Genomic DNA, 18,380 nt, shown 5'->3' with positions numbered 1-18,380 from the left:
TCACTTCGGCGGCTCCATCTCGCCGAGAAACGCCTTGAAATCCTTGGTCTCGCGAAAATCGCGATACACCGAGGCGAAGCGCACATAGGCCACGGCGTCCACCTCTTTCAGCGTATCCATTACCAGCTCGCCGATGTCCTTGGAGGCGATCTCCGCCTCGCCCGAAGCTTCCAGCTTGCGCACGATGCCGTTGACGATGCGCTCGATCCGCTCGTCATCCACCGGCCGCTTGCGCAGCGCGATGCGCACCGAACGCGCCAGCTTGTCGCGGTCGAACGCCACCCGCCGCTGGTCCGATTTCACCACGATCAATTCGCGCAACTGCACCCGTTCGATCGTGGTGAAGCGCTGGCTGCATTGCGGACAGAAGCGGCGGCGGCGGATCGCGCTGCCATCCTCGGTCGGCCGGCTATCCTTGACCTGGGTATCGGCCTCGCCGCAGAACGGGCAGCGCATTTTTGCGTCTTACCGGTAGATTGGGAATTTCTTGCAGAGTTCGAGCACCTTGGCGCCGACCGCGGCCTCGGCGGCGGCGTTGGCACCGTCGTTGGACCCGGCAAGCCCGTCCAGCACCTCGACGATCAGCCGCCCGACCAGGCGGAACTCCTCAGGCCCGAACCCCCGCGTGGTCGCCGCCGGCGTGCCTAGCCGGATGCCGGAGGTGACCGCCGGTTTGGCGGGATCGAACGGGATCGCGTTCTTGTTCGCCGTGATGTGCGCCCGCTCCAGCGACGCTTCCGCCGCCTTCCCGGTCACGTTCTTCGGCCGCAGATCGACCAGCATCAGATGGCTGTCGGTCCCGCCGGTCACGATATCCACCCCACCCTCCACCAGGGTCGCCGCCAGCACCTTCGCATTCTCCGCCAGCGCCTGCTGATAGGCGCGGAATTCCGGCCGCAGCGCCTCGCCGAACGCCACCGCCTTCGCCGCGATCACATGCATCAGCGGACCGCCCTGCAACCCCGGAAACACCGCCGAATTGATCTTCCTGCCCAGCTCCAGGTCATTCGACAGGATCATCCCGCCCCGCGGGCCGCGCAGCGTCTTGTGCGTCGTCGTCGTCACCACATGCGCGTGCCCCAGCGGCGACGGGAATATCCCCGCCGCGACCAGCCCGGCGAAATGCGCCATATCCACCATGAAATAGGCACCTACCTCGTCGGCGATTTTGCGGATACGCGGAAAATCGATGACCCTTGGATAGGCCGATCCGCCGGCGATGATCAGCCGCGGTTTGTGCTCGCGCGCCAGCCGCTCCAGCTCGTCGTAGTCCAGCACGCCGTCCTCGCGCCGCACGCCGTATTGCACCGGCTTGAACCATTTGCCCGACAGGTTCGGCGCCGCGCCATGGGTCAAATGCCCGCCCGCCGCCAGCGACATCCCCAGGATCGTATCCCCCGCGTTCAGCAAAGCCAGAAACACCGCCTGGTTCGCCTGCGCCCCCGAATGCGGCTGCACATTGGCGAACTCACACCCGAACAGCCGCTTCGCCCGGTCGATCGCCAGTTGCTCGGCGACATCCACCGCAGCACACCCGCCATAATACCGCTTGCCCGGATAGCCTTCCGCGTATTTGTTGGTCAGCACCGAGCCCTGCGCCTCCAGCACCGCACGCGAAACAATATTCTCCGACGCGATCAGCTCGATCCCGTCCTGCTGGCGCGCCAGCTCCCGCCCGATCGCCACCGCAATCTCAGGATCGGTCTCGCCAACCGACGCCCCAAAAAACCGCGCCATGCTCCCAATCACTCTCTGCTCGTTCATCGTGTCGGCTCCGGGTTGAGTTTGGCGAGGCGCGAATCGTGCCGTCCGCCGTCGTAGTCGGTCGAAAGAAACGCGGTCAGCGCGTCGAGCGCGACCACATCACCGGTCAGCCGTGCGCCGAGGGCGAGGACATTGGCATTGTTATGCGAGCGCGACAGCCGCGCCTCGGTCGCATCATGCGCCTGCGCGCAGCGTATGCCGGCGTGACGGTTGGCGGCGATCGCCATGCCGATCCCCGAGCCGCACACCAGCAAGCCGAGCCGCGCCTCGCCGCCTTCGATGCGCGCGCTCACCGCATGGGCGATATCGGGATAATCCACGCTCTCGGCGGAATTGGTGCCGCAATCGATCACCCGCCAGCCCGCCTTGCGCGCGGCTTCGGCCAGATGATTCTTCAACGCGAAGCCAGCATGGTCCGCGCCGACGGCGATCGTCTTGTCGTTGGACATGCGAACCGCATAGCACGCACCGCCCGCCGGGTGAAACAACCCCCAAGCGACGGCGCATTGCGCCGGACAAGCTTGCGTCCCGCCCGGCTTCGCGCGATGAGCCGCCTATGATCACCGGCAGTTTCCCCACCACCCGCCTGCGCCGCAACCGCCGCGATGCCTGGACCCGCCGCATGGTCGCCGAGACCGCGCTCTCGGCCGACCACCTGATCTGGCCGGTCTTCATCCGCGACGGCTCGGGCGATCCCACTTCAGTCAACTCGATGCCTGGGGTCGTCCGGGTCGGGCTCGACCGGCTCGCCGCCCATGTCGAGGACGCGGTGAAACTTGGCATCCCGGCCATCGCCCTGTTTCCGGCGACGCCCGCCGAACTGAAAAACCCCGAGGGCAGCGAGGCGCTGAACCCGGAAAACCTGATCTGCCAATCCGCCCGCCTGCTGAAACGCGAATTTCCCGAGCTCGGCCTGATCGGCGACGTCGCGCTCGATCCCTATACCGATCACGGCCATGACGGCGTGCTGCGCGACGGCTACGTCGCCAACGACGAATCGGTCGCCGTCCTGGAGCGTCAGGCAATCATCCAGGCGGAAGCAGGCATCGACATCATCGCGCCGTCGGACATGATGGACGGGCGGATCGGCGGCATCCGTGCGGCGCTGGACGCCGAGGGGCTGATCCACACAAAAATCATGAGCTACGCCGCCAAATACGCGTCCTGTTTCTACGGCCCGTTCCGCGAGGCGCTGGGCTCGCAGGGCGCGCTCAAGGGCGACAAGAAAACCTACCAGATGAATCCGGCCAATTCCGACGAAGCACTGCGCGAAGTCGCGATGGATATCGAAGAAGGTGCGGACATGGTCATGGTCAAGCCCGGAATGCCCTATCTCGACATCGTCCGCCGGGTCCACGACGCCTTCCGCGTGCCGGTCTTCGCCTATCAGGTGTCGGGTGAATACGCGATGCTGGCCACCGCGATGGAACTCGGCCTGCTCGATCGCGAACGGGGAATTCTGGAAACGCTCATCGGTTTCCGCCGCGCCGGAGCGTCCGGCGTGCTGACCTATTTCGCGGTGGAAGCGGCGCGGTTGCTCAAATCGGGCTGAACCGCGCCGCTTCCGTTTACAGGGTCAGAAAACCGCGTGATAGACCACGAGGACGATGATCGCCCCGATCACGGCGACGATCAGGCTGTAGATATTCAGCCCGGTCACACCGGCGCCGCCGAACAGATGAAACACGAAGCCGCCGACCACGGCGCCGATAATGCCGAGCACCATGTCGAGGATGAAACCCTCGCCCTGCTTGTTGACGACCTTGCTCGCGATGAAACCGGCGATCAGCCCGAGGATGAGCCACGCAATGATGGACATTCGGTTGTTCCCTTGAAAATGGAGATCGGCTCGATTTAACGCTTCAGCGCGCCGCGGATTTTGTCCTTGGCCTCGCCCGCCTTGCTTTGCACCTTGCCGGCAATCTTCTCGGCCTTGCCCTCGGCCTCCAGCCGTTTATTGCCGGTCGCCTTGCCGGCGGCTTGCTTCAGGCTGCCTTTCACTTGCTTGCCGGCACCCGCAACCCGATCTTTATCGACCATGACTGAGACTCCCTTTGCCATTGTGACGGCTCCGGCGGATTGCCGGGCCTCAGCTTTTCACATGGGTGAGGGCAAAACCGGCTTCGAGACCCCGCGCCAAAAATCAACGCAAGATTACGGAAATGACACCGCGCCGTCAGGCCATTCCGAGAGCGCGACGATATACGTCGAGCAGCGTCTCCTGCTCCTCGATCTCCGCCGGCTCCTGCTTGCGCATGCGGATGAGCTGGCGCAGCACCTTCACGTCGAAGCCGGCGGATTTCGCTTCCGAATAAATGTCCTTGATGTCGGAGGCGAGCGCCTTGCGTTCCTCCTCCAGCCGCTCGATCCGCTCGACGATGCTTTTCAGCCGGTCCGCCGCGATATTGCCGGTCGTCGCATTGTCAGCCGTATCGAGCACCATCGGTTCTTCTCCAGCCAGATCGGGGAGCCGGCGGAATAGAGCGCGCACCGAATCCGGTCAATGCCCGGCCTTGTTCGCCTGGTTAAATGCCGCCTTCTGCTCCGGCGACGCATCCTTCTGATATTTGGCCTGCCATTCCTTGTAGGGCATCCCGTAAACGATCTCCCGCGCCTCGGGATCGGTCAGCGCGATACCCTGCGTCTCCGCCGCCTCGCGATACCAGCGCGACAGGCAGTTGCGGCAGAATCCCGCGAGGTTCATCATGTCGATATTCTGCACGTCGGTCCGCTCGCGCAGATGCGCCACCAGCCGGCGGAACGCGGCCGCTTCCAGCGCGGTCCTGGTCGTCTCGTCCAATTCGGCTACGTTCATCGCGTTCATCTCCTTACCTGTGCGTCAAGTGGTCATCGACGCACTTGTTTGCCATACGGGGATGCAACATGACGCCCCAAGCGGCGCGACAAAAGGGAAAATTCATGGCTTCTCGCCTCCGGCGCCATCGGCGCACCAAGATCATCGCGACCATCGGCCCGGCAAGCTCGACGCCGGAGATGCTCGCGCAACTCTTCGAATCCGGCGCCGACGTATTCCGCCTCAATTTCAGTCACGGCACCCATGAGGACCATGCCGCCCGGATCGACATGATCCGCGCGCTGGAGCATAAATTCGACCGCCCGATCGGCATCCTCGCCGACGTGCAGGGGCCGAAGCTGCGGGTCGGCGCTTTCCGCGGCGGCCGCGTGCAATTGCAGACCGGCGCGGAATTCCAGCTCGACCTCAACCCCGCGCCTGGCGATACCCGACGGGTCAATCTGCCGCATCCCGAGATCATCGCCGCGGCGAGCATCGGCGCCACCTTACTGCTCGACGACGGCAAGCTGCGCCTGCGCGTCCTGCGCAAGCGCGAGGACCACCTGCTGACCGAGGTAGTCAATGGCGGCCCGCTATCCGACCGCAAGGGCGTGAACGTGCCGGACGTGGTGCTGCCGATCCCCGCGCTGACCGCGAAAGACCGCGCCGATCTCGATTTCGCGCTCGAGCGCGGCATCGACTATATCGGCCTCTCTTTCGTCCAGCGCGCCGAGGACGTGGCGGAAGCCAAGGCGATCGCCGCCGGGCGCGCCCTGGTGATGACCAAGATGGAAAAACCCCAGGCGCTCGACAATCTCGACGCGATCCTCGCCGCGTCCGACGCGGTGATGGTCGCGCGCGGCGATCTCGGCGTCGAGCTGCCGCCCGAGGAAGTGCCGATCGCACAGAAGCGGATCATCCGCGCCGCCCAGTTGCGCGGCGTGCCAGTCGTCGTTGCGACCCAGATGCTGGAATCCATGATTTCCGCCCCCGCGCCCACCCGCGCCGAGGCGTCGGATGTCGCGACCGCCGTGTTCGATGGCGCGGATGCGGTGATGCTGTCCGCCGAGAGCGCCGCCGGCCAATACCCGCGCGAGGCGGTCAACATGATGGACCGCATCGTCGCCAGGGTGGAGCGCGACGAGGACTGGCGGCGCGGGATCGACGCAAAGCGCCCCGATCCCGAGCATTCCTCCGCCGACGCGATCGCCGGCGCCGCCTGGCAGGTCGCCCGCACCATCGGCGCCCGCGCCATCGTCGCCTTCACCAGCTCTGGCGCCAGCGCGCTGCGGGTCGCGCGCGAGCGGCCGGACTGCCCGGTGATCGGCCTGACGCCATCGGTGGAAACCGCGCGCCGCCTCGCCGCCGTCTGGGGGATTCACGCGCTGGTCACCGACGAAATCCACTCGATGACCGAAGCCGTCGCCCTTTCGGCCCGGATCGCGCGCCAGGAAGGTTTCGTCCAGCACGGCGAGGAGATCGTCGTGGTCGCTGGCGTGCCGTTCGGCCAGAGCGGCACCACCAACGCGCTCCGGGTCGCCAAGGCGTGAACCGCACCTTGCCTTAACCCCCCGCTCAAGCCAGTATCGGTCCAAATTGGAGGAGGAGCAAAAAAATGATCGGCGTCGCCGTTCTCTACCCGAAGACCGAAACCTCGCATTTCGACACCGACTACTATCATGCCAAGCATATGAAGCTGGTGCGCGATCTGTGGGAGCCGATGGGCCTGCGCGGCGCGCGCGTGATGCACGGGCAGACCGGACCGGACGGCAAAGCGCCGCCCTATGCGGTTATCACCGTCCTCGAATTCGACAGCCTGGGGGCATTCGGCAAGGCCGCTTCGGCCCATGGCGGAGCGATCATGGGCGATATCCCGAATTTTACCGATGTCCAGCCGGTCATGCAGTTCAACGAGATCATGGCCTGACCGGAACGTTACGCTCGATTTGCTTTACTTTTCGATGGTTCCGCGACTATGTGACCACGGCTGGGCATCGCCCGGCCGGATCGCTTCACGAGATGGGGACGTTTGATGCGCCGGATTGCCCTCGGTTTGATCGCCGCGACGTTTTTGAGCGGCAATGCCTTCGCCTGCATGCAGCCGAGCACCCAGAAGGCGCTCGATGTGGTCGGGCTGAAAAGCACGCTAATGGTCGGCGCCCTCGCCTGCAACCAGCGGCAGGATTACGACACGTTCATGACACGGTTTCAGCCGCATATCCTGGCCGAGCAGCACCGGGTCGACGCCTATTTCCGCCGGCGCCACGGCCGGGCCTTCCACAAATACGAAGACAGCTACATCACCAGCCTCGCCAATGTGCAATCCTCGGCGGGCATTCACGAGGGCAGCAATTTCTGCGGCCGGAGCGAAACCCTGTTCGGCAAGGTTCTGGCGCTGAAGACCCAGACCGAGCTTGACGATTTCGCGCGCCAGGCGCCGGCGGTCCAGCCGATCGTCATGGTCGAATGCGGCATCGTCGAGAGCAGCGCGTTCCGCCGGATGGAGCGCCTGGCGCCCCGGCCGTGACGGTGAAGTGACCGCGCTGAAAGAGCTCCCGTCCCGCCTGCTGTCGGGCGCTGCCAATTTCCGGGCGATTCCCGCCCTGCCGACCGAGAATGGCCGCCATCTGCGCGCCGGTATGATCTATCGTTCCGGCGAATTGTCCAACTTGACCAGAGACGATCTCGCCTGTCTCGAAACACTCGGCATCAAGCTGATCTGCGATCTGCGCAGCAGTGCCGAGCGGCGCCGTTTCGCGACCGCCTGGCCGGCGCTCGCCCCTGCGCGCACCATCGAAATGCCGCCCGACTCCGACCGCGAGGCCGGGATGAATCCGCTGATCGAACGCCTCGCCCGCGAACCCGGTGCCGAGGGCGCGCGGCTTGCGATGCTCGACCTCTACGCGGTGCTGCCGCGCCTGCTGCTGCCGATTCTGACCGAGACGTTCGAGGCGATCGTCGCCGGCTGGGCACTGCCGCTGCTGCTGCATTGCCATGTCGGCAAGGACCGCACCGGCGTCGCGGCCGGAATTCTGCTCCGCGCCGCCGGTGTCGTACAGGATGGGGTCGCCGCGGATTATCTGGAAACCGCAAGGCATCTCGACGGCGCGGCGGAACGCCGCGCGCTCGGCCGCACTCTGGGGCGCCTGCTCGGCCGGGCGATCGACCCCGGCACGCTGGATATGCTCGGAGGAACCGATCCGGCCTACCTCGCCGCCGCGTTCGATGCGATCGACCGAAACTGGGGCGGGTTCGATGCCTATCTGGCGACAGCCGGTCTCACCCCGAGCCGCCGCGCCCGGCTCCAGTCGCTGCTCGTCGCATAAAAAAACCCCGGCCTGAGCCGGGGTTTTCGCAGTCGACAGTGCGCCAGATCAGTGCAGGATGATCTCGACGCGGCGGTTCTGCGGCTCGCGCACGCCCGGACCCGTGGGCACCAGAAGATGCGTCTCGCCATAGCCCTTGATCATGATGTCCTGCTTCGGCACCCCGTCGGAGACCAGTTGCGCCGCGACATTGTCGGCCCGGCGATAGGACAGCTTCATGTTGTAGGCCGGCGTGCCCGAAGTGTCGGTATAGCCGTTCACGTTCAGCCTGGTCACATGCGTGGTCTGCGAGGCGTGCGCCGCCTCGGCGACGATCTGCGTCGCGCGCGGCGTCAGGTTGGCCTTGTCCCAGTTGAAGAACACCAGATAGGTCCGCGCCGGAGCCGGAGCCGGAGCCGCGACCGGAACCGGCGCGGGCGGCGGCGGAGGTGCCGGCGGAAACAGCTCGTAGCGCAACCCGACAAGAATCATATTGTTGGATTCGTGGCCGACCTTGAAGGTCGACGGAACGCCATCGACGATGCCGTGATAGCGGTTGCTGCCGGTGGTGGCGAGGTAGCGGTATTGCAGCGTCGCCGACAGGCCCGGCGCGGCGGGAATCGGGAAGGACAGACCGACGATGCCCTGATAGGCGAGGCTGCCCTTGGTGCCGTGAATATTCACACCGGGCCCGACCGTGACATCGCGCCAGTCGAGGAACTGATAGCCGATACCCGCGCCGACGAACGGATAGACATAGGGCACGCCGATATCGAAATCGTACAGCCCGTTGACCATGAAGCCGTATTTCTTCTCGTTGCCGCCGGCGACAAACTGGGCGCCGCTTTCATCAACCTTATGGGCCTGGTTGTTGAAGTAGTCGCCTTCCAGCTCCACCCGGAAGCCGTTGCCGAAGCCGTAGCCGAATGCGGCCTCACCGGCGAAACCGTTATGGAACAGCATCTTGGCACCGAGATTGGTGGTGACGCCGTCGGCGGTGACGCTCTTGATCTTCCGGCTGTTCATGATGTTGTAGCCGAGCCCGGCGCTCACATAGGGGCCGGTGACCGGCTGCGCCTTCGCCGCGACGGGCAGAAGCGCCGGCGCGGCGATAAAGCTGGCCGCCAAAAGGGTGGTGCGAAACTTCATTCGTTGTCTCCTCGTGCGCCCGGATACCTGTTCAAACATTCGAACCGGCCGTGAGCTGGTCGATGAGCGCTATTTAGCATCGCCCTTGCGCCATTAGGAGATACAACATGGCTTTCGGCGCCGCTTCTGGCCGGTTTTCCACATGCTGTTGCACTGAAGCCACAAAGTCAAGTTTTATTTTGATATCGTCATTATTGTGTTCTTGGCAATATTCAGTGCGGAACAAAAAACCCCGGCCTGAGCCGGGGATAGACCATGCGGTTTGGCACGCAGCCGCCACACCAGCCCTGCGCGCCAAACCGTTTGTTTTTTAGTGCAGGATGATCTCGACGCGGCGGTTCTGCGGCTCGCGCACGCCCGGACCCGTGGGCACCAGAAGATGCGTCTCGCCATAGCCCTTGATCATGATGTCCTGCTTCGGCACCCCGTCGGAGACCAGTTGCGCCGCGACATTGTCGGCCCGGCGATAGGACAGCTTCATGTTGTAGGCCGGCGTGCCCGAAGTGTCGGTATAGCCGTTCACGTTCAGCCTGGTCACATGCGTGGTCTGCGAGGCGTGCGCCGCCTCGGCGACGATCTGCGTCGCGCGCGGCGTCAGGTTGGCCTTGTCCCAGTTGAAGAACACCAGATAGGTCCGCGCCGGAGCCGGAGCCGGAGCCGCGACCGGAACCGGCGCGGGCGGCGGCGGAGGTGCCGGCGGAAACAGCTCGTAGCGCACGCCGAGCAGGATCTCGTGGTTGCCGGAATGGCCCATATTCACCACGGTGCCGTAATCATTGTATTTCCGCGCATGGGTCAGCTCGATGTACTGATACTGGGCGGTCAGCGCCAAACCCGGAACCGAGGTGATATTATAGGCAACGCCGGCGCCGACATCGAAGGCGAAGCTGCCATAGGTGCCGCCGACCTGGGAATCGGGCGCCGGCAGGCCGACATGCTGGAATTTCTGCCACATATAGCCGATACCGCCGCCGATGAACGGCATGAAATTGGTGCCGGTCTGGAAGTCGTAATAGCCGTTCAGCAACAGGCCGTAGGTATTGACGCCGCCATGGACATGGGCGTCGCCGAACAGATGGTCATTGGCCTTGACAGCGGTGTTGCGAAAGAAATTACCGTCCAGTTCGACCCGGAAGCCGTTGCCGAGCCCATAGCCCACGCCGACCTGCCCGGCATAGCTCGGGCGGAAGATCATGGTGCCGGTCTCACCCATGGCCTTCGGCGCGACCGTGTATCTCTGACTTTGCATCAGGCTGGTGCCTAATCCGAGATCGACATAGGGTCCCGTCACCGCGCCGGGCACCTGCCCCAGCATCTGCGCGTGAGCCGAAGACACGGCAAACACCACCGCGGCGGCGGATGTCGCGGCGAGCAGAATCGAACGGTATGTCATGAAGCCTCCATTTGACAAACGAATCCCGCAGATAATGTGGGCCGGGGATCGATTGGGTGCAATAACCTGTCGCGCAGCCGGGCTCGGTTTGTCAATTAAGATATCGTCATCCTAACCAATGCGTTACGCTGCGGCTTCATCCGCCGGAACAGCCGATAACCCTGAACGTCACCGTCGCGTCGCCCACCACCACGGCACCCGGCTCGGAGCGGATCAGCCAGCCTCGGAACAGCGGCGAATCCGGCGCGGCATCGCTCGTCGCGGTATTCTGCGCGTCGTTGGAAGCGGGCCCGGCGATCCGCCTCACCGTAAGGTAAACCGCAGCATCCGGCGGTGCATCCTTCGGCCGCACCACGCAGGCTCCGACCTTGATCCGCAGTTTTCCGCGCGCGAAGCTGGAACCGACCGGCACGCTCAGCCGGGTCACCGCGCCATCCTCCTTGTCGAGCATGTCCAGGATCGCCCCGTCGCGGGGCATCCATACCGGCTTCGCCTGCACCGCCTGGGTCTGGCCGTTCCCCCCGGCCGCACCCGGCGCGGTCCCGGATGTCCCGCGCTGGATCATCGATTTGGGCAACGGGTTGCGCACCAGTCCCGGCGGCTGGGCCAGGGTTAGCGCCGGAACCTGCGGCGACGGCAGGTCGGGAGCCGGCAGCGCCTGCGGCACGGATGCGACCGGCGGCGCTTCCGGCACCGCGAGGACCTGGGGGCTACCTGCCCGCGCGAGACCGATCGCACCGATCGTCCCGATCGCGACAGCGATCGCAATGCGCCCGATCATCTCATTGCGCGCCGTTCGACCCGCCGCCGCCCGACAGGCCGGTCTTCGGCAGCCCGGTCTTCGCCGCCCCGGAATCCGGCGCCGGCGTGCCGCCGCCCTTCGCCGTATTGGAGGCGAAATTCGCCGCGCTGAACACGAATTTACCGAGCAGCGATTCGATATTGATCGCCGACTGGGTCACGATGATCGCACCGCCCGGTTTCAGCATGGTGTTCGACCCGCCCGGCGAGATCGACAGGTAATCGCCGCCGAGCAGCGATTCGCTCTCGATCGCGGCGCTGCTGTCCTTCGGCACCTGTACCTTGGGATTGATCGAGAAATCGACGATCGCCGCATAGCTCTGCGGGTTGAGTTCGGTCTTGGTCACCCGTCCCACCGTCACCCCGGCGATCTTCACCGGCGACCCGACTTTCAGCGGGCCGATATGGCCGAACTGGGCATGCAGAATATAGCCGTTCCGCGCCGCCGTCCTGGTGCTGGAGAAGGTGAAGGCGAGAAACCCCAAGGCGGCCACGATTACGGCCAGTCCTGCGATGATTTCGGAAACACGACGCTGCATCGGATACTTTCTTATTGAAGAATGGGCGGGTGCGGCGCGCGGCCGGCTTCAGGCGTCCGGCGTCCAGGGCTCGTAATCGCCGGAGGCGCGCGCCCGAACGCCGCCCTCATAATCATGGCCGGGCGGGCGATAGGCCCCGGCGCTGCCGGTCTGGTTCGGCACGTAAGGGCGCTGCCACGGGCGGCGCGGTTGCTCCGGCAGCGGCTGGTCGGTGGTGAAGTGCAGCCAGGCGTGCCACTCCGGCGGCACCAGCGAGGCTTCGCGCGCCCGGTTAGCGTAGACCACCCAGCGCCGCCCACGGCCGTCGGGACGGGTCGGCTTGATTTCCTGGTAGTAGCGGTTGCCCGTCGCATCCTGCCCGACGAAGCTGCCGCGACGCATGGTATTCAGCACGAGACCGGGATTGGCGAACAAGGCGCGCCAGCCGCCCAATGAAGCCAGGCTTACGGCGGCAGAACCAGAGTCCGCACCGGCGGCCGGTGCAGTGTCGCTGTTTCCATTCATGCGACGCTCTATAGAGGATCGGGCCGGATCGGTCCATCCGTTCCGCGCCCCGCGCCAATCGACGAGTATCCACAGGATTTTGTGGTCGCTTGCCGGAATATCCACAAGATAGCGTCGATTCCCTCTGGAATGCCCGGCGCGATCGCGTTAGTCTGCCGGCATGTTGAAAGATCGCGCCGGACCGCACCGCCCTGTCCCGTCACCCTGGCGCGGGGTGCGATTGCACCGGGTCGAAGCCGCCGCCGACCCCGATCGGCCAACCGAGCCGGCGATTCTGCCGGCATCCTGGCCGGCGCAATCCGCCGCCGGGCTGATCGCCCTGCGCGCCTCGTCCGCGATGATCGGCGTCGCCGAGGCCGCTTGTGCCTGGATCGACCCGATCGCCGCCGCCGCGCGCGAGGCCGGCATCGCCGAGGATATCGCGACCGCGCTCCATATCCTGCTGCGCGACCGGCGCGCCGCCCCCTCGCCCGGACTATGGCGCGGCAAGCCGGAGACCCTGCCCGGTTTCGTGTTCAACCTTCCCGAATTTCTCGATATGGAAGGCCAGTTCGACCTCGCCGGCTTCGGCACCGCCGTCGAATCGGCAGTGCTGACGCTCAGCCTCGCCAATCCGGCGGCGCAGCGCCTCGCCCTCGGTATGGCCGATCTGTCGCTCCTGCTCGCCCGGCTCGATCTCGATTATGGCAGCGACGATGCCCGCAATCTCGCCGCCGCCCTGGCCGCGCTGCTCGCCGCCCATGCCGATATCGCCTCGGCGCGGCTGCTCGCGCGCGGCATCGCCCCCGGCCAGCCGATCGCCGCGATGACACTGCCGAAATCCTGCCCGATCCAGGGCCTGATCGCGCGCGCCGCCGAGATGCAGCGCGAGGCCACCGCGCTGGGGCTGCGCCAGCACCGCACCCTCACCGGCATCCTGCCGCCTGGCCCGGTTGAAGCCTTGCTCGGCATTGAGACCGTGGGAATCGCCGCCCCGCTCTCGGCGCTCGATTCGGATGGCAGGCTCGCCCGATGGGCGCGCGCCAGGCTTGCCGCCTCGGGCCGCCCGGCGGAGGACGCGCTCGCCGCCATCATCGCCGGCGAAGACCCGTTCGGCGTGGCCGATCGGGCGTCTCTCGCCGCGATCCACGATGCCGTCGCCCCGTTCTGCGCCCTGATGCCCGAAACGCAACAGGCCCTGCCCCCGCGCCACGCAATGGCCGGCGCCGCGCGCGACCCACTGCCCGCAAGACGCGGCGGCTATACCCAGAAAGCCGCCGTGGGCGGCCACAAACTGTTTCTCCGCACCGGCGAATACCCCGATGGCCGACTTGGCGAGATTTTTCTATCGCTGCCGAAGGAAAGCACCGCGTTCCGGGGCCTTGCCGATGCCTTCGCCACCGCGATCAGCCTCGGGCTGCAGCACGGCATGGCACTCGACGAATTCGTCGATGCCTTCGCCTTCACCCGATTCGGTCCAGCCGGCGCGGTCGAGGGCGACCCCGAAATTGCCCAGGCAACCTCGCTGCTCGATTACGTGTTCCGCCATCTGGCCGCCAATTATCTGGATCGCCGCGATTTGCCGGACGCGCCGGAGGCTGAGGAGGCCGCTTCGGATGCCCTCGGGCACGTGCCGCTGCTGCCGCTCGATCTGCCCGCATCGGATACAGCGCGCCCGAAGCGCCAGCGCCCGGTTCTCAAACTGGTGGGATAGTGTGGCGATGCTGAAATTCTTACGGGGTTGTGGCGGCGATTTTAGGAATTTCAGAATCAGAAGCCACACTAGAATCAGAGGTTTTCTAGTGTTCTATCGTTTCGGAAATTCGTAGAACACTTTTGGCAATGTAAACAAATTTCCGAAACGGAACACTAGATATGAGCGTTTACGAAAAACTGACCGAACTCGGCATCACCCTGCCCAAGCCTGCCAAGGCGGCAGCAAATTACGTGCCGATCGTCATCGCCAACGGCTTCGTCATCGTCAGCGGCCAATTGCCGCTGGAACACGGGCAGGTCGCCGTCACCGGTAAGCTCGGCCAGGAGGTCGAAATCGATGCCGGGCTTCGCGCGGCGCGGCTCTGCTTCATCAACGTCCTCGCCCAGCTCGACGCTTCCCTGCCCGGCGGGCTCGGCGCGGTCGCCCGCGTGGTTCGGCTCGGCGGCTTCATCGCCGCAACCCCATTTTTCACCGACCATGCCAAGGTCATGAACGGCGCTTCGGATCTCGCGGTCGCGGTGTTCGGCGAGTTCGGCCGCCACGCCCGCTCGACCATCGGCGTCGCCTCCCTGCCGCTCGATGCTGCCGTCGAGGTCGAAGGGATGTTTCAACTCGGCTGACCGCACCCTGATTGCGCAGACCCGGCACCTCGCGTATTCCCCGCCCGGCACAGCAGGAAGGGGACACGCCATGAGCGCCATCGCCGACATCATCGCCCGCGAAATTCTTGACAGCCGCGGCAATCCCACGGTCGAGGTCGATGTGGTTCTCGAGTCCGGCGCGATGGGCCGCGCCGCCGTCCCTTCCGGCGCCTCGACCGGAGCACATGAAGCGGTCGAGCTGCGCGACGGCGACAAAACCCGCCACGGCGGCAAGGGTGTGCGCAACGCCGTCGCCGCCGTCGAGCGCGAGATATTCGAGGCGATCGGCGGCATGGACGCCGGCGAGCAGATCATGATCGACGAGCTGATGATCGACCTCGACGGCACGCCGAACAAATCCCGCCTCGGCGCCAACGCCATCCTCGGCGTCTCGCTCGCCGTCGCCAAGGCCGCCGCCGATGATGTCGGCATGCCGCTCTACCGCTATGTCGGCGGTGCCTATGCGCGCACCTTGCCGGTGCCGATGATGAACATCGTCAATGGCGGCAAGCACGCCGACAACCCGATCGACATCCAGGAATTCATGATCCAGCCGGTCGGTGCCGCAACCATCGCGGACGCCGTGCGCATGGGTGCTGACGTATTCCACGCGCTGAAAAAAATCCTGCATGATGCTGGCCACAACACCAATGTCGGCGACGAGGGCGGATTCGCGCCGGGCCTGAAATCGGCCGAGGAGGCTTTGGGCTTCATCAGCAAGGCGGTCGAGCGCGCCGGCTACCAGCCGGGCGAGGACATCGCCTTCGCGCTCGATTGCGCCGCGAACGAGTTCTTCAGGGACGGCAAATATCACCTGGACGGCGAGGGCAAGGTGCTCGATGCCGCCGGCATGACCGCCTACATCGCCGGCCTCGCCAACCAATTCCCGATCATCTCGATCGAAGACCCGCTGGGTGAGGATGACTGGGACGGCTGGGCGTATTTCACCGCGGAACTAGGTTCCAGAATGCAAATCGTCGGCGACGATCTGTTCGTCACCAACCCCACCCGCCTGCGGCGCGGCATCGAAGCCCGCTCCGCCAACGCAATATTGGTAAAACTAAACCAGATCGGCACGCTGACCGAAACGCTGGAAACCATCGAGCTTGCCCATCGCGCCGGCATGGCGACGATCATCAGCCACCGCTCCGGCGAAACCGAGGACGCCACCATCGCGGACATCGCGGTCGCGGTGAATGCCGGGCAGATCAAGACCGGCAGCCTCGCGCGCAGCGACCGCACCGCGAAATACAACCAGCTCATGCGCATCGAAGCCGAACTAGGGCCGGCCGCGCGCTTCGCCGGGCGCAATATTTTGCACCGGCGAGTATGACCAAAAGTTAGTCACAATAACTGCCCTTTGTTTCACGTGAAACAAAGGGCCGCTTTGTAACCTATTTCAGTTATCGGCTGCCGGTCAGCGCCAGTCGCGGATTTCGGGCAGATCGTCTCCGGTGGTGGTGACACAGCGCCGATGCGCGATCAGCCGGCCGCGCAGTTCCTGCTTAACATGCGCGGCCGTGCTGGACAGGCCGGGCACCCGATCGATCACCGCCATCGCGAGGTGGAATCGATCGAGTTCGTTCAGCACCGTCATGTCGAACGGCGTCGTCGTGGTGCCTTCCTCGCGATAGCCGTGGACATGGAACTGGTGGTGATTGGCGCGGCGATAGGTCAGCTGGTGGATCAGCATCGGATAGCCGTGATAGGCGAAAATCACCGGCCGGTCCGTGGTGAAAATCGAATCGAAATCGTGATCGTCCATGCCGTGCGGATGCGCGGAGGGCGGTTGCAGCGCCATCAGGTCGACCACGTTGACCATGCGGATTTTCAGCTCGGGCAAATGATGGTGCAGCAGGTCGATCGCGGCGAGGGTTTCCAGCGTCGGCACGTCGCCGGCGGCGGCCATCACCACATCCGGCTCCACTCCGTGATCGTTCGAGGCGAAGCCCCAGATGCCGAGACCCGCGGTGCAATGGACGATCGCCTGCTCCATGGTGAGATATTGCGGCTCGGGCTGTTTGCCCGCGACGATCACGTTGACGTAATTCTTGCTCCGCAGGCAATGATCGGCGACCGATAACAGCGTGTTGGCGTCGGGCGGCAGATAGACCCGTACCACATCGGCCTTCTTGTTGGCGACATGGTCGATGAATCCAGGGTCCTGATGGGAAAATCCGTTATGGTCCTGGCGCCAGACATGTGAGGTCAGCAGATAATTGAGCGAGGCGATCGGCTTGCGCCAGTCGATTTTCTGCGTGGTCTTCAGCCATTTCGCGTGCTGGTTGACCATCGAATCGACGATGTGGATGAACGCCTCATAGCAGGAAAACAAGCCATGCCGCCCGGTCAGCAGATAGCCTTCCAGCCAGCCTTGGCACAGATGCTCGCTGAGCACCTCCATCACCCGTCCATCCTGGCCGACGCTGACATCGTCCTTGGTGCGTTCGGCCATGCTGACCCGGTCGGTCGCCTCGAACACCGCCGACAGGCGATTGCTGTCGGTCTCGTCCGGTCCCATGAGCCGGAAGGTTTCGCGATTGCGCGCGATCACGTCGCGCAGCCAGGCGCCGAGCACGTGGGTCGACGCCGCCATCGTCGCACCCGGCACCGCGACATCGACGGCATAGTCGCGAAAATCCGGCAAATCGAGGTCGCGGCGCAGCAGCCCGCCATTGGCGTGCGGGTTGGCACCCATGCGCCGCGCGCCCTCCGGCGCCAGCGCCGCGAGTTCCGGGATCAGCGCACCGGTATCGTCGAACAGATCCTCCGGTTTGTAGCCGCGCATCCAGGCTTCGAGCATGGCGCGGTGCGCGTCGTTGTCGCGCACCGCCGAGAGCGGCACCTGATGCGCGCGAAACGTGCCTTCCACCTTCAGCCCATCGACCGCCTTGGGTCCGGTCCAGCCTTTCGGCGTGCGCAGAACGATCATCGGCCAGCGCGGCAGCTCGATGGCGTTTTGGTTAGCGCGCGCCTGATTCTGGATCGCGGCGATAGCGTCGTGCGCGGCATCGAGCGCTTCGGCCATCGCATGGTGCATCGTCATCGGATCGTCGCCGGCGACGATGCGCGGATCGTAGCCATAGCCGCGCAGCAAAGCGAACAGATCGGCCTCGGCGATGCGCGCGAGAATAGTGGGGCCGGCGATTTTCCAGCCGTTCAGGTGCAAAATCGGCAGGACCGCGCCGTCGCGCCTGGGGTTGAGGAATTTGTTGGAGTGCCAGCTCGCGGCGAGCGCGCCGGTTTCCGCCTCGCCATCGCCGATCACGCAGCAGGCGAGCAGATCGGGATTGTCGAACACCGCGCCATAGGCATGCAGCAGCGCATAGCCGAGTTCGCCGCCTTCGTTGATCGAACCCGGCGTTTCGGGTGCGACATGGCTCGGGATTCCACCGGGAAACGAGAACTGGGTGAACAGGCGCTTCAATCCGGCTTCGTCGCGGCCGATATTCGGATAAATCTCGCTGTAGGTGCCTTCGAGATACACGTTAGCCACCGCCGCCGGGCCGCCATGACCCGGCCCACAAATGAAAATCGCATTCACGTCGCGCGCCCGGATCAGCCGGTTCATATGCGCATAGACGAAATTCAGCCCTGGCGTGGTGCCCCAATGGCCGAGCAGGCGCGGCTTGATGTGCTCGGGCCGCAAGGTTTCGCGCAGCAGCGGATTGTCCATCAGATAGATCTGGCCGACGGAGAGATAATTCGCAGCACGCCAATACGCATCGATCAGTTTCGCGTCTCGCGCCGAAAGAGCCGATTTCCGCTTCGCCATCGCCGCCTCCTCCAGGGTG

21 protein-coding genes are annotated in these 18,380 nt (G+C 65.0%); 8 read left to right on the top strand and 13 right to left on the bottom strand.

The annotated features are described in order from the left end of the window. From nrdR to rpiB, 3 genes are read right to left on the bottom strand one after another with little or no spacing between them, the layout of a single operon-like run. Positions 1 to 456, bottom strand: a complete 456-nt coding sequence (gene nrdR / locus AiwAL_RS08325; RefSeq protein WP_235706031.1) for a transcriptional regulator NrdR — start codon at positions 454 to 456, stop codon at positions 1 to 3. 9 nt (positions 457 to 465) lie between these two features. Next, positions 466 to 1,764, bottom strand: coding sequence for a serine hydroxymethyltransferase (glyA, locus tag AiwAL_RS08320; protein WP_316044774.1), 1,299 nt, complete (start codon positions 1,762 to 1,764; stop codon positions 466 to 468). Then, on the bottom strand, positions 1,761 to 2,213 hold the full coding sequence (gene rpiB, locus AiwAL_RS08315) for a ribose 5-phosphate isomerase B (RefSeq protein ID WP_235705021.1): 453 nt from the start codon (positions 2,211 to 2,213) through the stop codon (positions 1,761 to 1,763). The genes glyA and rpiB overlap by 4 nt, the downstream gene beginning before the upstream one ends. A 107-nt stretch (positions 2,214 to 2,320) precedes the next feature. On the opposite strand from rpiB, the gene hemB reads away from it, so the two are divergent. Then, complete coding sequence (gene hemB / locus AiwAL_RS08310; RefSeq protein ID WP_235705020.1) at positions 2,321 to 3,316, top strand: porphobilinogen synthase; 996 nt, start codon at positions 2,321 to 2,323, stop codon at positions 3,314 to 3,316. Between the two features lie 24 nt (positions 3,317 to 3,340). Here the strand turns inward: hemB and AiwAL_RS08305 are convergent, their stop codons facing one another. The 4 genes from AiwAL_RS08305 to AiwAL_RS08290 form a co-directional block, all read right to left on the bottom strand. Further along, complete coding sequence (locus AiwAL_RS08305) at positions 3,341 to 3,583, bottom strand: GlsB/YeaQ/YmgE family stress response membrane protein (protein ID WP_235705019.1); 243 nt, start codon at positions 3,581 to 3,583, stop codon at positions 3,341 to 3,343. 35 nt (positions 3,584 to 3,618) lie between these two features. After that, positions 3,619 to 3,804, bottom strand: a complete 186-nt coding sequence (locus tag AiwAL_RS08300) for a CsbD family protein (RefSeq protein WP_235705018.1) — start codon at positions 3,802 to 3,804, stop codon at positions 3,619 to 3,621. Between the two features lie 136 nt (positions 3,805 to 3,940). Beyond that, complete coding sequence (locus AiwAL_RS08295) at positions 3,941 to 4,207, bottom strand: DUF2312 domain-containing protein (protein WP_235705017.1); 267 nt, start codon at positions 4,205 to 4,207, stop codon at positions 3,941 to 3,943. 57 nt (positions 4,208 to 4,264) lie between these two features. Beyond that, entirely contained in the window at positions 4,265 to 4,579 is a 315-nt protein-coding gene (locus tag AiwAL_RS08290; protein ID WP_235705016.1) for a DUF1244 domain-containing protein, read from the bottom strand. A gap of 104 nt (positions 4,580 to 4,683) precedes the next feature. On the opposite strand from AiwAL_RS08290, the gene pyk reads away from it, so the two are divergent. The 4 genes from pyk (at position 4,684) to AiwAL_RS08270 (ending at position 7,884) form a co-directional block, all read left to right on the top strand. Next, on the top strand, positions 4,684 to 6,108 hold the full coding sequence (gene pyk / locus AiwAL_RS08285; protein WP_235705015.1) for a pyruvate kinase: 1,425 nt from the start codon (positions 4,684 to 4,686) through the stop codon (positions 6,106 to 6,108). A gap of 65 nt (positions 6,109 to 6,173) precedes the next feature. Further along, positions 6,174 to 6,485, top strand: coding sequence for an EthD family reductase (locus AiwAL_RS08280; protein ID WP_235705014.1), 312 nt, complete (start codon positions 6,174 to 6,176; stop codon positions 6,483 to 6,485). Between the two features lie 105 nt (positions 6,486 to 6,590). Next, entirely contained in the window at positions 6,591 to 7,085 is a 495-nt protein-coding gene (locus AiwAL_RS08275) for a hypothetical protein (RefSeq protein WP_235705013.1), read from the top strand. A 7-nt stretch (positions 7,086 to 7,092) separates the two neighbouring features. Further along, positions 7,093 to 7,884, top strand: a complete 792-nt coding sequence (locus AiwAL_RS08270) for a tyrosine-protein phosphatase (RefSeq protein ID WP_235705012.1) — start codon at positions 7,093 to 7,095, stop codon at positions 7,882 to 7,884. Positions 7,885 to 7,932: 48 nt separating this feature from the next. Here the strand turns inward: AiwAL_RS08270 and AiwAL_RS08265 are convergent, their stop codons facing one another. From AiwAL_RS08265 to AiwAL_RS08245, 5 genes are all read right to left on the bottom strand, one after another. Continuing rightward, positions 7,933 to 9,012: an OmpA family protein gene (locus AiwAL_RS08265; RefSeq protein ID WP_235705011.1), complete on the bottom strand. Its 1,080-nt coding sequence runs from the start codon at positions 9,010 to 9,012 to the stop codon at positions 7,933 to 7,935. A gap of 310 nt (positions 9,013 to 9,322) precedes the next feature. Further along, positions 9,323 to 10,405 (bottom strand): OmpA family protein, encoded by a 1,083-nt coding sequence (locus tag AiwAL_RS08260; protein ID WP_235705010.1) that lies wholly within the window; start codon positions 10,403 to 10,405, stop codon positions 9,323 to 9,325. Between the two features lie 136 nt (positions 10,406 to 10,541). Then, on the bottom strand, positions 10,542 to 11,186 hold the full coding sequence (locus tag AiwAL_RS08255) for a DUF2155 domain-containing protein (protein ID WP_235705009.1): 645 nt from the start codon (positions 11,184 to 11,186) through the stop codon (positions 10,542 to 10,544). A gap of 1 nt (position 11,187) precedes the next feature. Beyond that, the gene (gene mlaD / locus AiwAL_RS08250; RefSeq protein ID WP_235705008.1) at positions 11,188 to 11,745 is read right to left on the bottom strand and encodes an outer membrane lipid asymmetry maintenance protein MlaD; all 558 of its coding nucleotides are present in this window, start codon (positions 11,743 to 11,745) and stop codon (positions 11,188 to 11,190) included. A gap of 48 nt (positions 11,746 to 11,793) precedes the next feature. Further along, positions 11,794 to 12,249, bottom strand: a complete 456-nt coding sequence (locus AiwAL_RS08245) for an NADH:ubiquinone oxidoreductase subunit NDUFA12 (RefSeq protein WP_316044773.1) — start codon at positions 12,247 to 12,249, stop codon at positions 11,794 to 11,796. Positions 12,250 to 12,409: 160 nt separating this feature from the next. Between AiwAL_RS08245 and AiwAL_RS08240 the strand changes: the two genes are divergently transcribed. The 3 genes from AiwAL_RS08240 to eno all read left to right on the top strand — a co-directional run bounded on the left by AiwAL_RS08240 (position 12,410) and on the right by eno (position 15,919). Beyond that, positions 12,410 to 13,942: a TSCPD domain-containing protein gene (locus AiwAL_RS08240; RefSeq protein ID WP_235705007.1), complete on the top strand. Its 1,533-nt coding sequence runs from the start codon at positions 12,410 to 12,412 to the stop codon at positions 13,940 to 13,942. A 161-nt stretch (positions 13,943 to 14,103) separates the two neighbouring features. After that, the gene (locus tag AiwAL_RS08235) at positions 14,104 to 14,565 is read left to right on the top strand and encodes a RidA family protein (RefSeq protein ID WP_235705006.1); all 462 of its coding nucleotides are present in this window, start codon (positions 14,104 to 14,106) and stop codon (positions 14,563 to 14,565) included. 70 nt (positions 14,566 to 14,635) lie between these two features. After that, on the top strand, positions 14,636 to 15,919 hold the full coding sequence (eno, locus tag AiwAL_RS08230; protein ID WP_235705005.1) for a phosphopyruvate hydratase: 1,284 nt from the start codon (positions 14,636 to 14,638) through the stop codon (positions 15,917 to 15,919). Between the two features lie 84 nt (positions 15,920 to 16,003). Here the strand turns inward: eno and AiwAL_RS08225 are convergent, their stop codons facing one another. Beyond that, positions 16,004 to 18,361: a phosphoketolase gene (locus AiwAL_RS08225; protein WP_235705003.1), complete on the bottom strand. Its 2,358-nt coding sequence runs from the start codon at positions 18,359 to 18,361 to the stop codon at positions 16,004 to 16,006. Positions 18,362 to 18,380 lie beyond the last annotated feature (19 nt).

The sequence above is a fragment of the Acidiphilium sp. AL genome, from assembly GCF_025499445.1.
Classification (GTDB): Bacteria; Pseudomonadota; Alphaproteobacteria; order Acetobacterales; family Acetobacteraceae; genus Acidiphilium; species Acidiphilium iwatense.
The sequence above is the reverse complement of the archived record's forward strand: the minus strand, read 5'-3'. Positions and strand labels throughout refer to the sequence as shown.

What these genes read in the sequence shown, in the direction of transcription:
- pyk (WP_235705015.1), top strand. Translation starts at nt 4,684, where the DNA reads ATGGCTTCTCGCCTCCGGCGCCATCGGCGCACCAAGATCATCGCGACC.
- hemB (WP_235705020.1), top strand. Translation starts at nt 2,321, where the DNA reads ATGATCACCGGCAGTTTCCCCACCACCCGCCTGCGCCGCAACCGCCGC.
- AiwAL_RS08275 (WP_235705013.1), top strand. Translation starts at nt 6,591, where the DNA reads ATGCGCCGGATTGCCCTCGGTTTGATCGCCGCGACGTTTTTGAGCGGC.
- AiwAL_RS08305 (WP_235705019.1), bottom strand. Translation starts at nt 3,583, where the DNA reads ATGTCCATCATTGCGTGGCTCATCCTCGGGCTGATCGCCGGTTTCATC.
- glyA (WP_316044774.1), bottom strand. Translation starts at nt 1,764, where the DNA reads ATGAACGAGCAGAGAGTGATTGGGAGCATGGCGCGGTTTTTTGGGGCG.
- AiwAL_RS08225 (WP_235705003.1), bottom strand. Translation starts at nt 18,361, where the DNA reads ATGGCGAAGCGGAAATCGGCTCTTTCGGCGCGAGACGCGAAACTGATC.
- nrdR (WP_235706031.1), bottom strand. Translation starts at nt 456, where the DNA reads ATGCGCTGCCCGTTCTGCGGCGAGGCCGATACCCAGGTCAAGGATAGC.
- AiwAL_RS08245 (WP_316044773.1), bottom strand. Translation starts at nt 12,249, where the DNA reads ATGAATGGAAACAGCGACACTGCACCGGCCGCCGGTGCGGACTCTGGT.
- AiwAL_RS08235 (WP_235705006.1), top strand. Translation starts at nt 14,104, where the DNA reads ATGAGCGTTTACGAAAAACTGACCGAACTCGGCATCACCCTGCCCAAG.
- mlaD (WP_235705008.1), bottom strand. Translation starts at nt 11,745, where the DNA reads ATGCAGCGTCGTGTTTCCGAAATCATCGCAGGACTGGCCGTAATCGTG.
- AiwAL_RS08265 (WP_235705011.1), bottom strand. Translation starts at nt 9,012, where the DNA reads ATGAAGTTTCGCACCACCCTTTTGGCGGCCAGCTTTATCGCCGCGCCG.
- AiwAL_RS08240 (WP_235705007.1), top strand. Translation starts at nt 12,410, where the DNA reads ATGTTGAAAGATCGCGCCGGACCGCACCGCCCTGTCCCGTCACCCTGG.
- eno (WP_235705005.1), top strand. Translation starts at nt 14,636, where the DNA reads ATGAGCGCCATCGCCGACATCATCGCCCGCGAAATTCTTGACAGCCGC.
- AiwAL_RS08295 (WP_235705017.1), bottom strand. Translation starts at nt 4,207, where the DNA reads ATGGTGCTCGATACGGCTGACAATGCGACGACCGGCAATATCGCGGCG.
- AiwAL_RS08300 (WP_235705018.1), bottom strand. Translation starts at nt 3,804, where the DNA reads ATGGTCGATAAAGATCGGGTTGCGGGTGCCGGCAAGCAAGTGAAAGGC.
- AiwAL_RS08290 (WP_235705016.1), bottom strand. Translation starts at nt 4,579, where the DNA reads ATGAACGTAGCCGAATTGGACGAGACGACCAGGACCGCGCTGGAAGCG.
- rpiB (WP_235705021.1), bottom strand. Translation starts at nt 2,213, where the DNA reads ATGTCCAACGACAAGACGATCGCCGTCGGCGCGGACCATGCTGGCTTC.
- AiwAL_RS08255 (WP_235705009.1), bottom strand. Translation starts at nt 11,186, where the DNA reads ATGATCGGGCGCATTGCGATCGCTGTCGCGATCGGGACGATCGGTGCG.
- AiwAL_RS08280 (WP_235705014.1), top strand. Translation starts at nt 6,174, where the DNA reads ATGATCGGCGTCGCCGTTCTCTACCCGAAGACCGAAACCTCGCATTTC.
- AiwAL_RS08260 (WP_235705010.1), bottom strand. Translation starts at nt 10,405, where the DNA reads ATGACATACCGTTCGATTCTGCTCGCCGCGACATCCGCCGCCGCGGTG.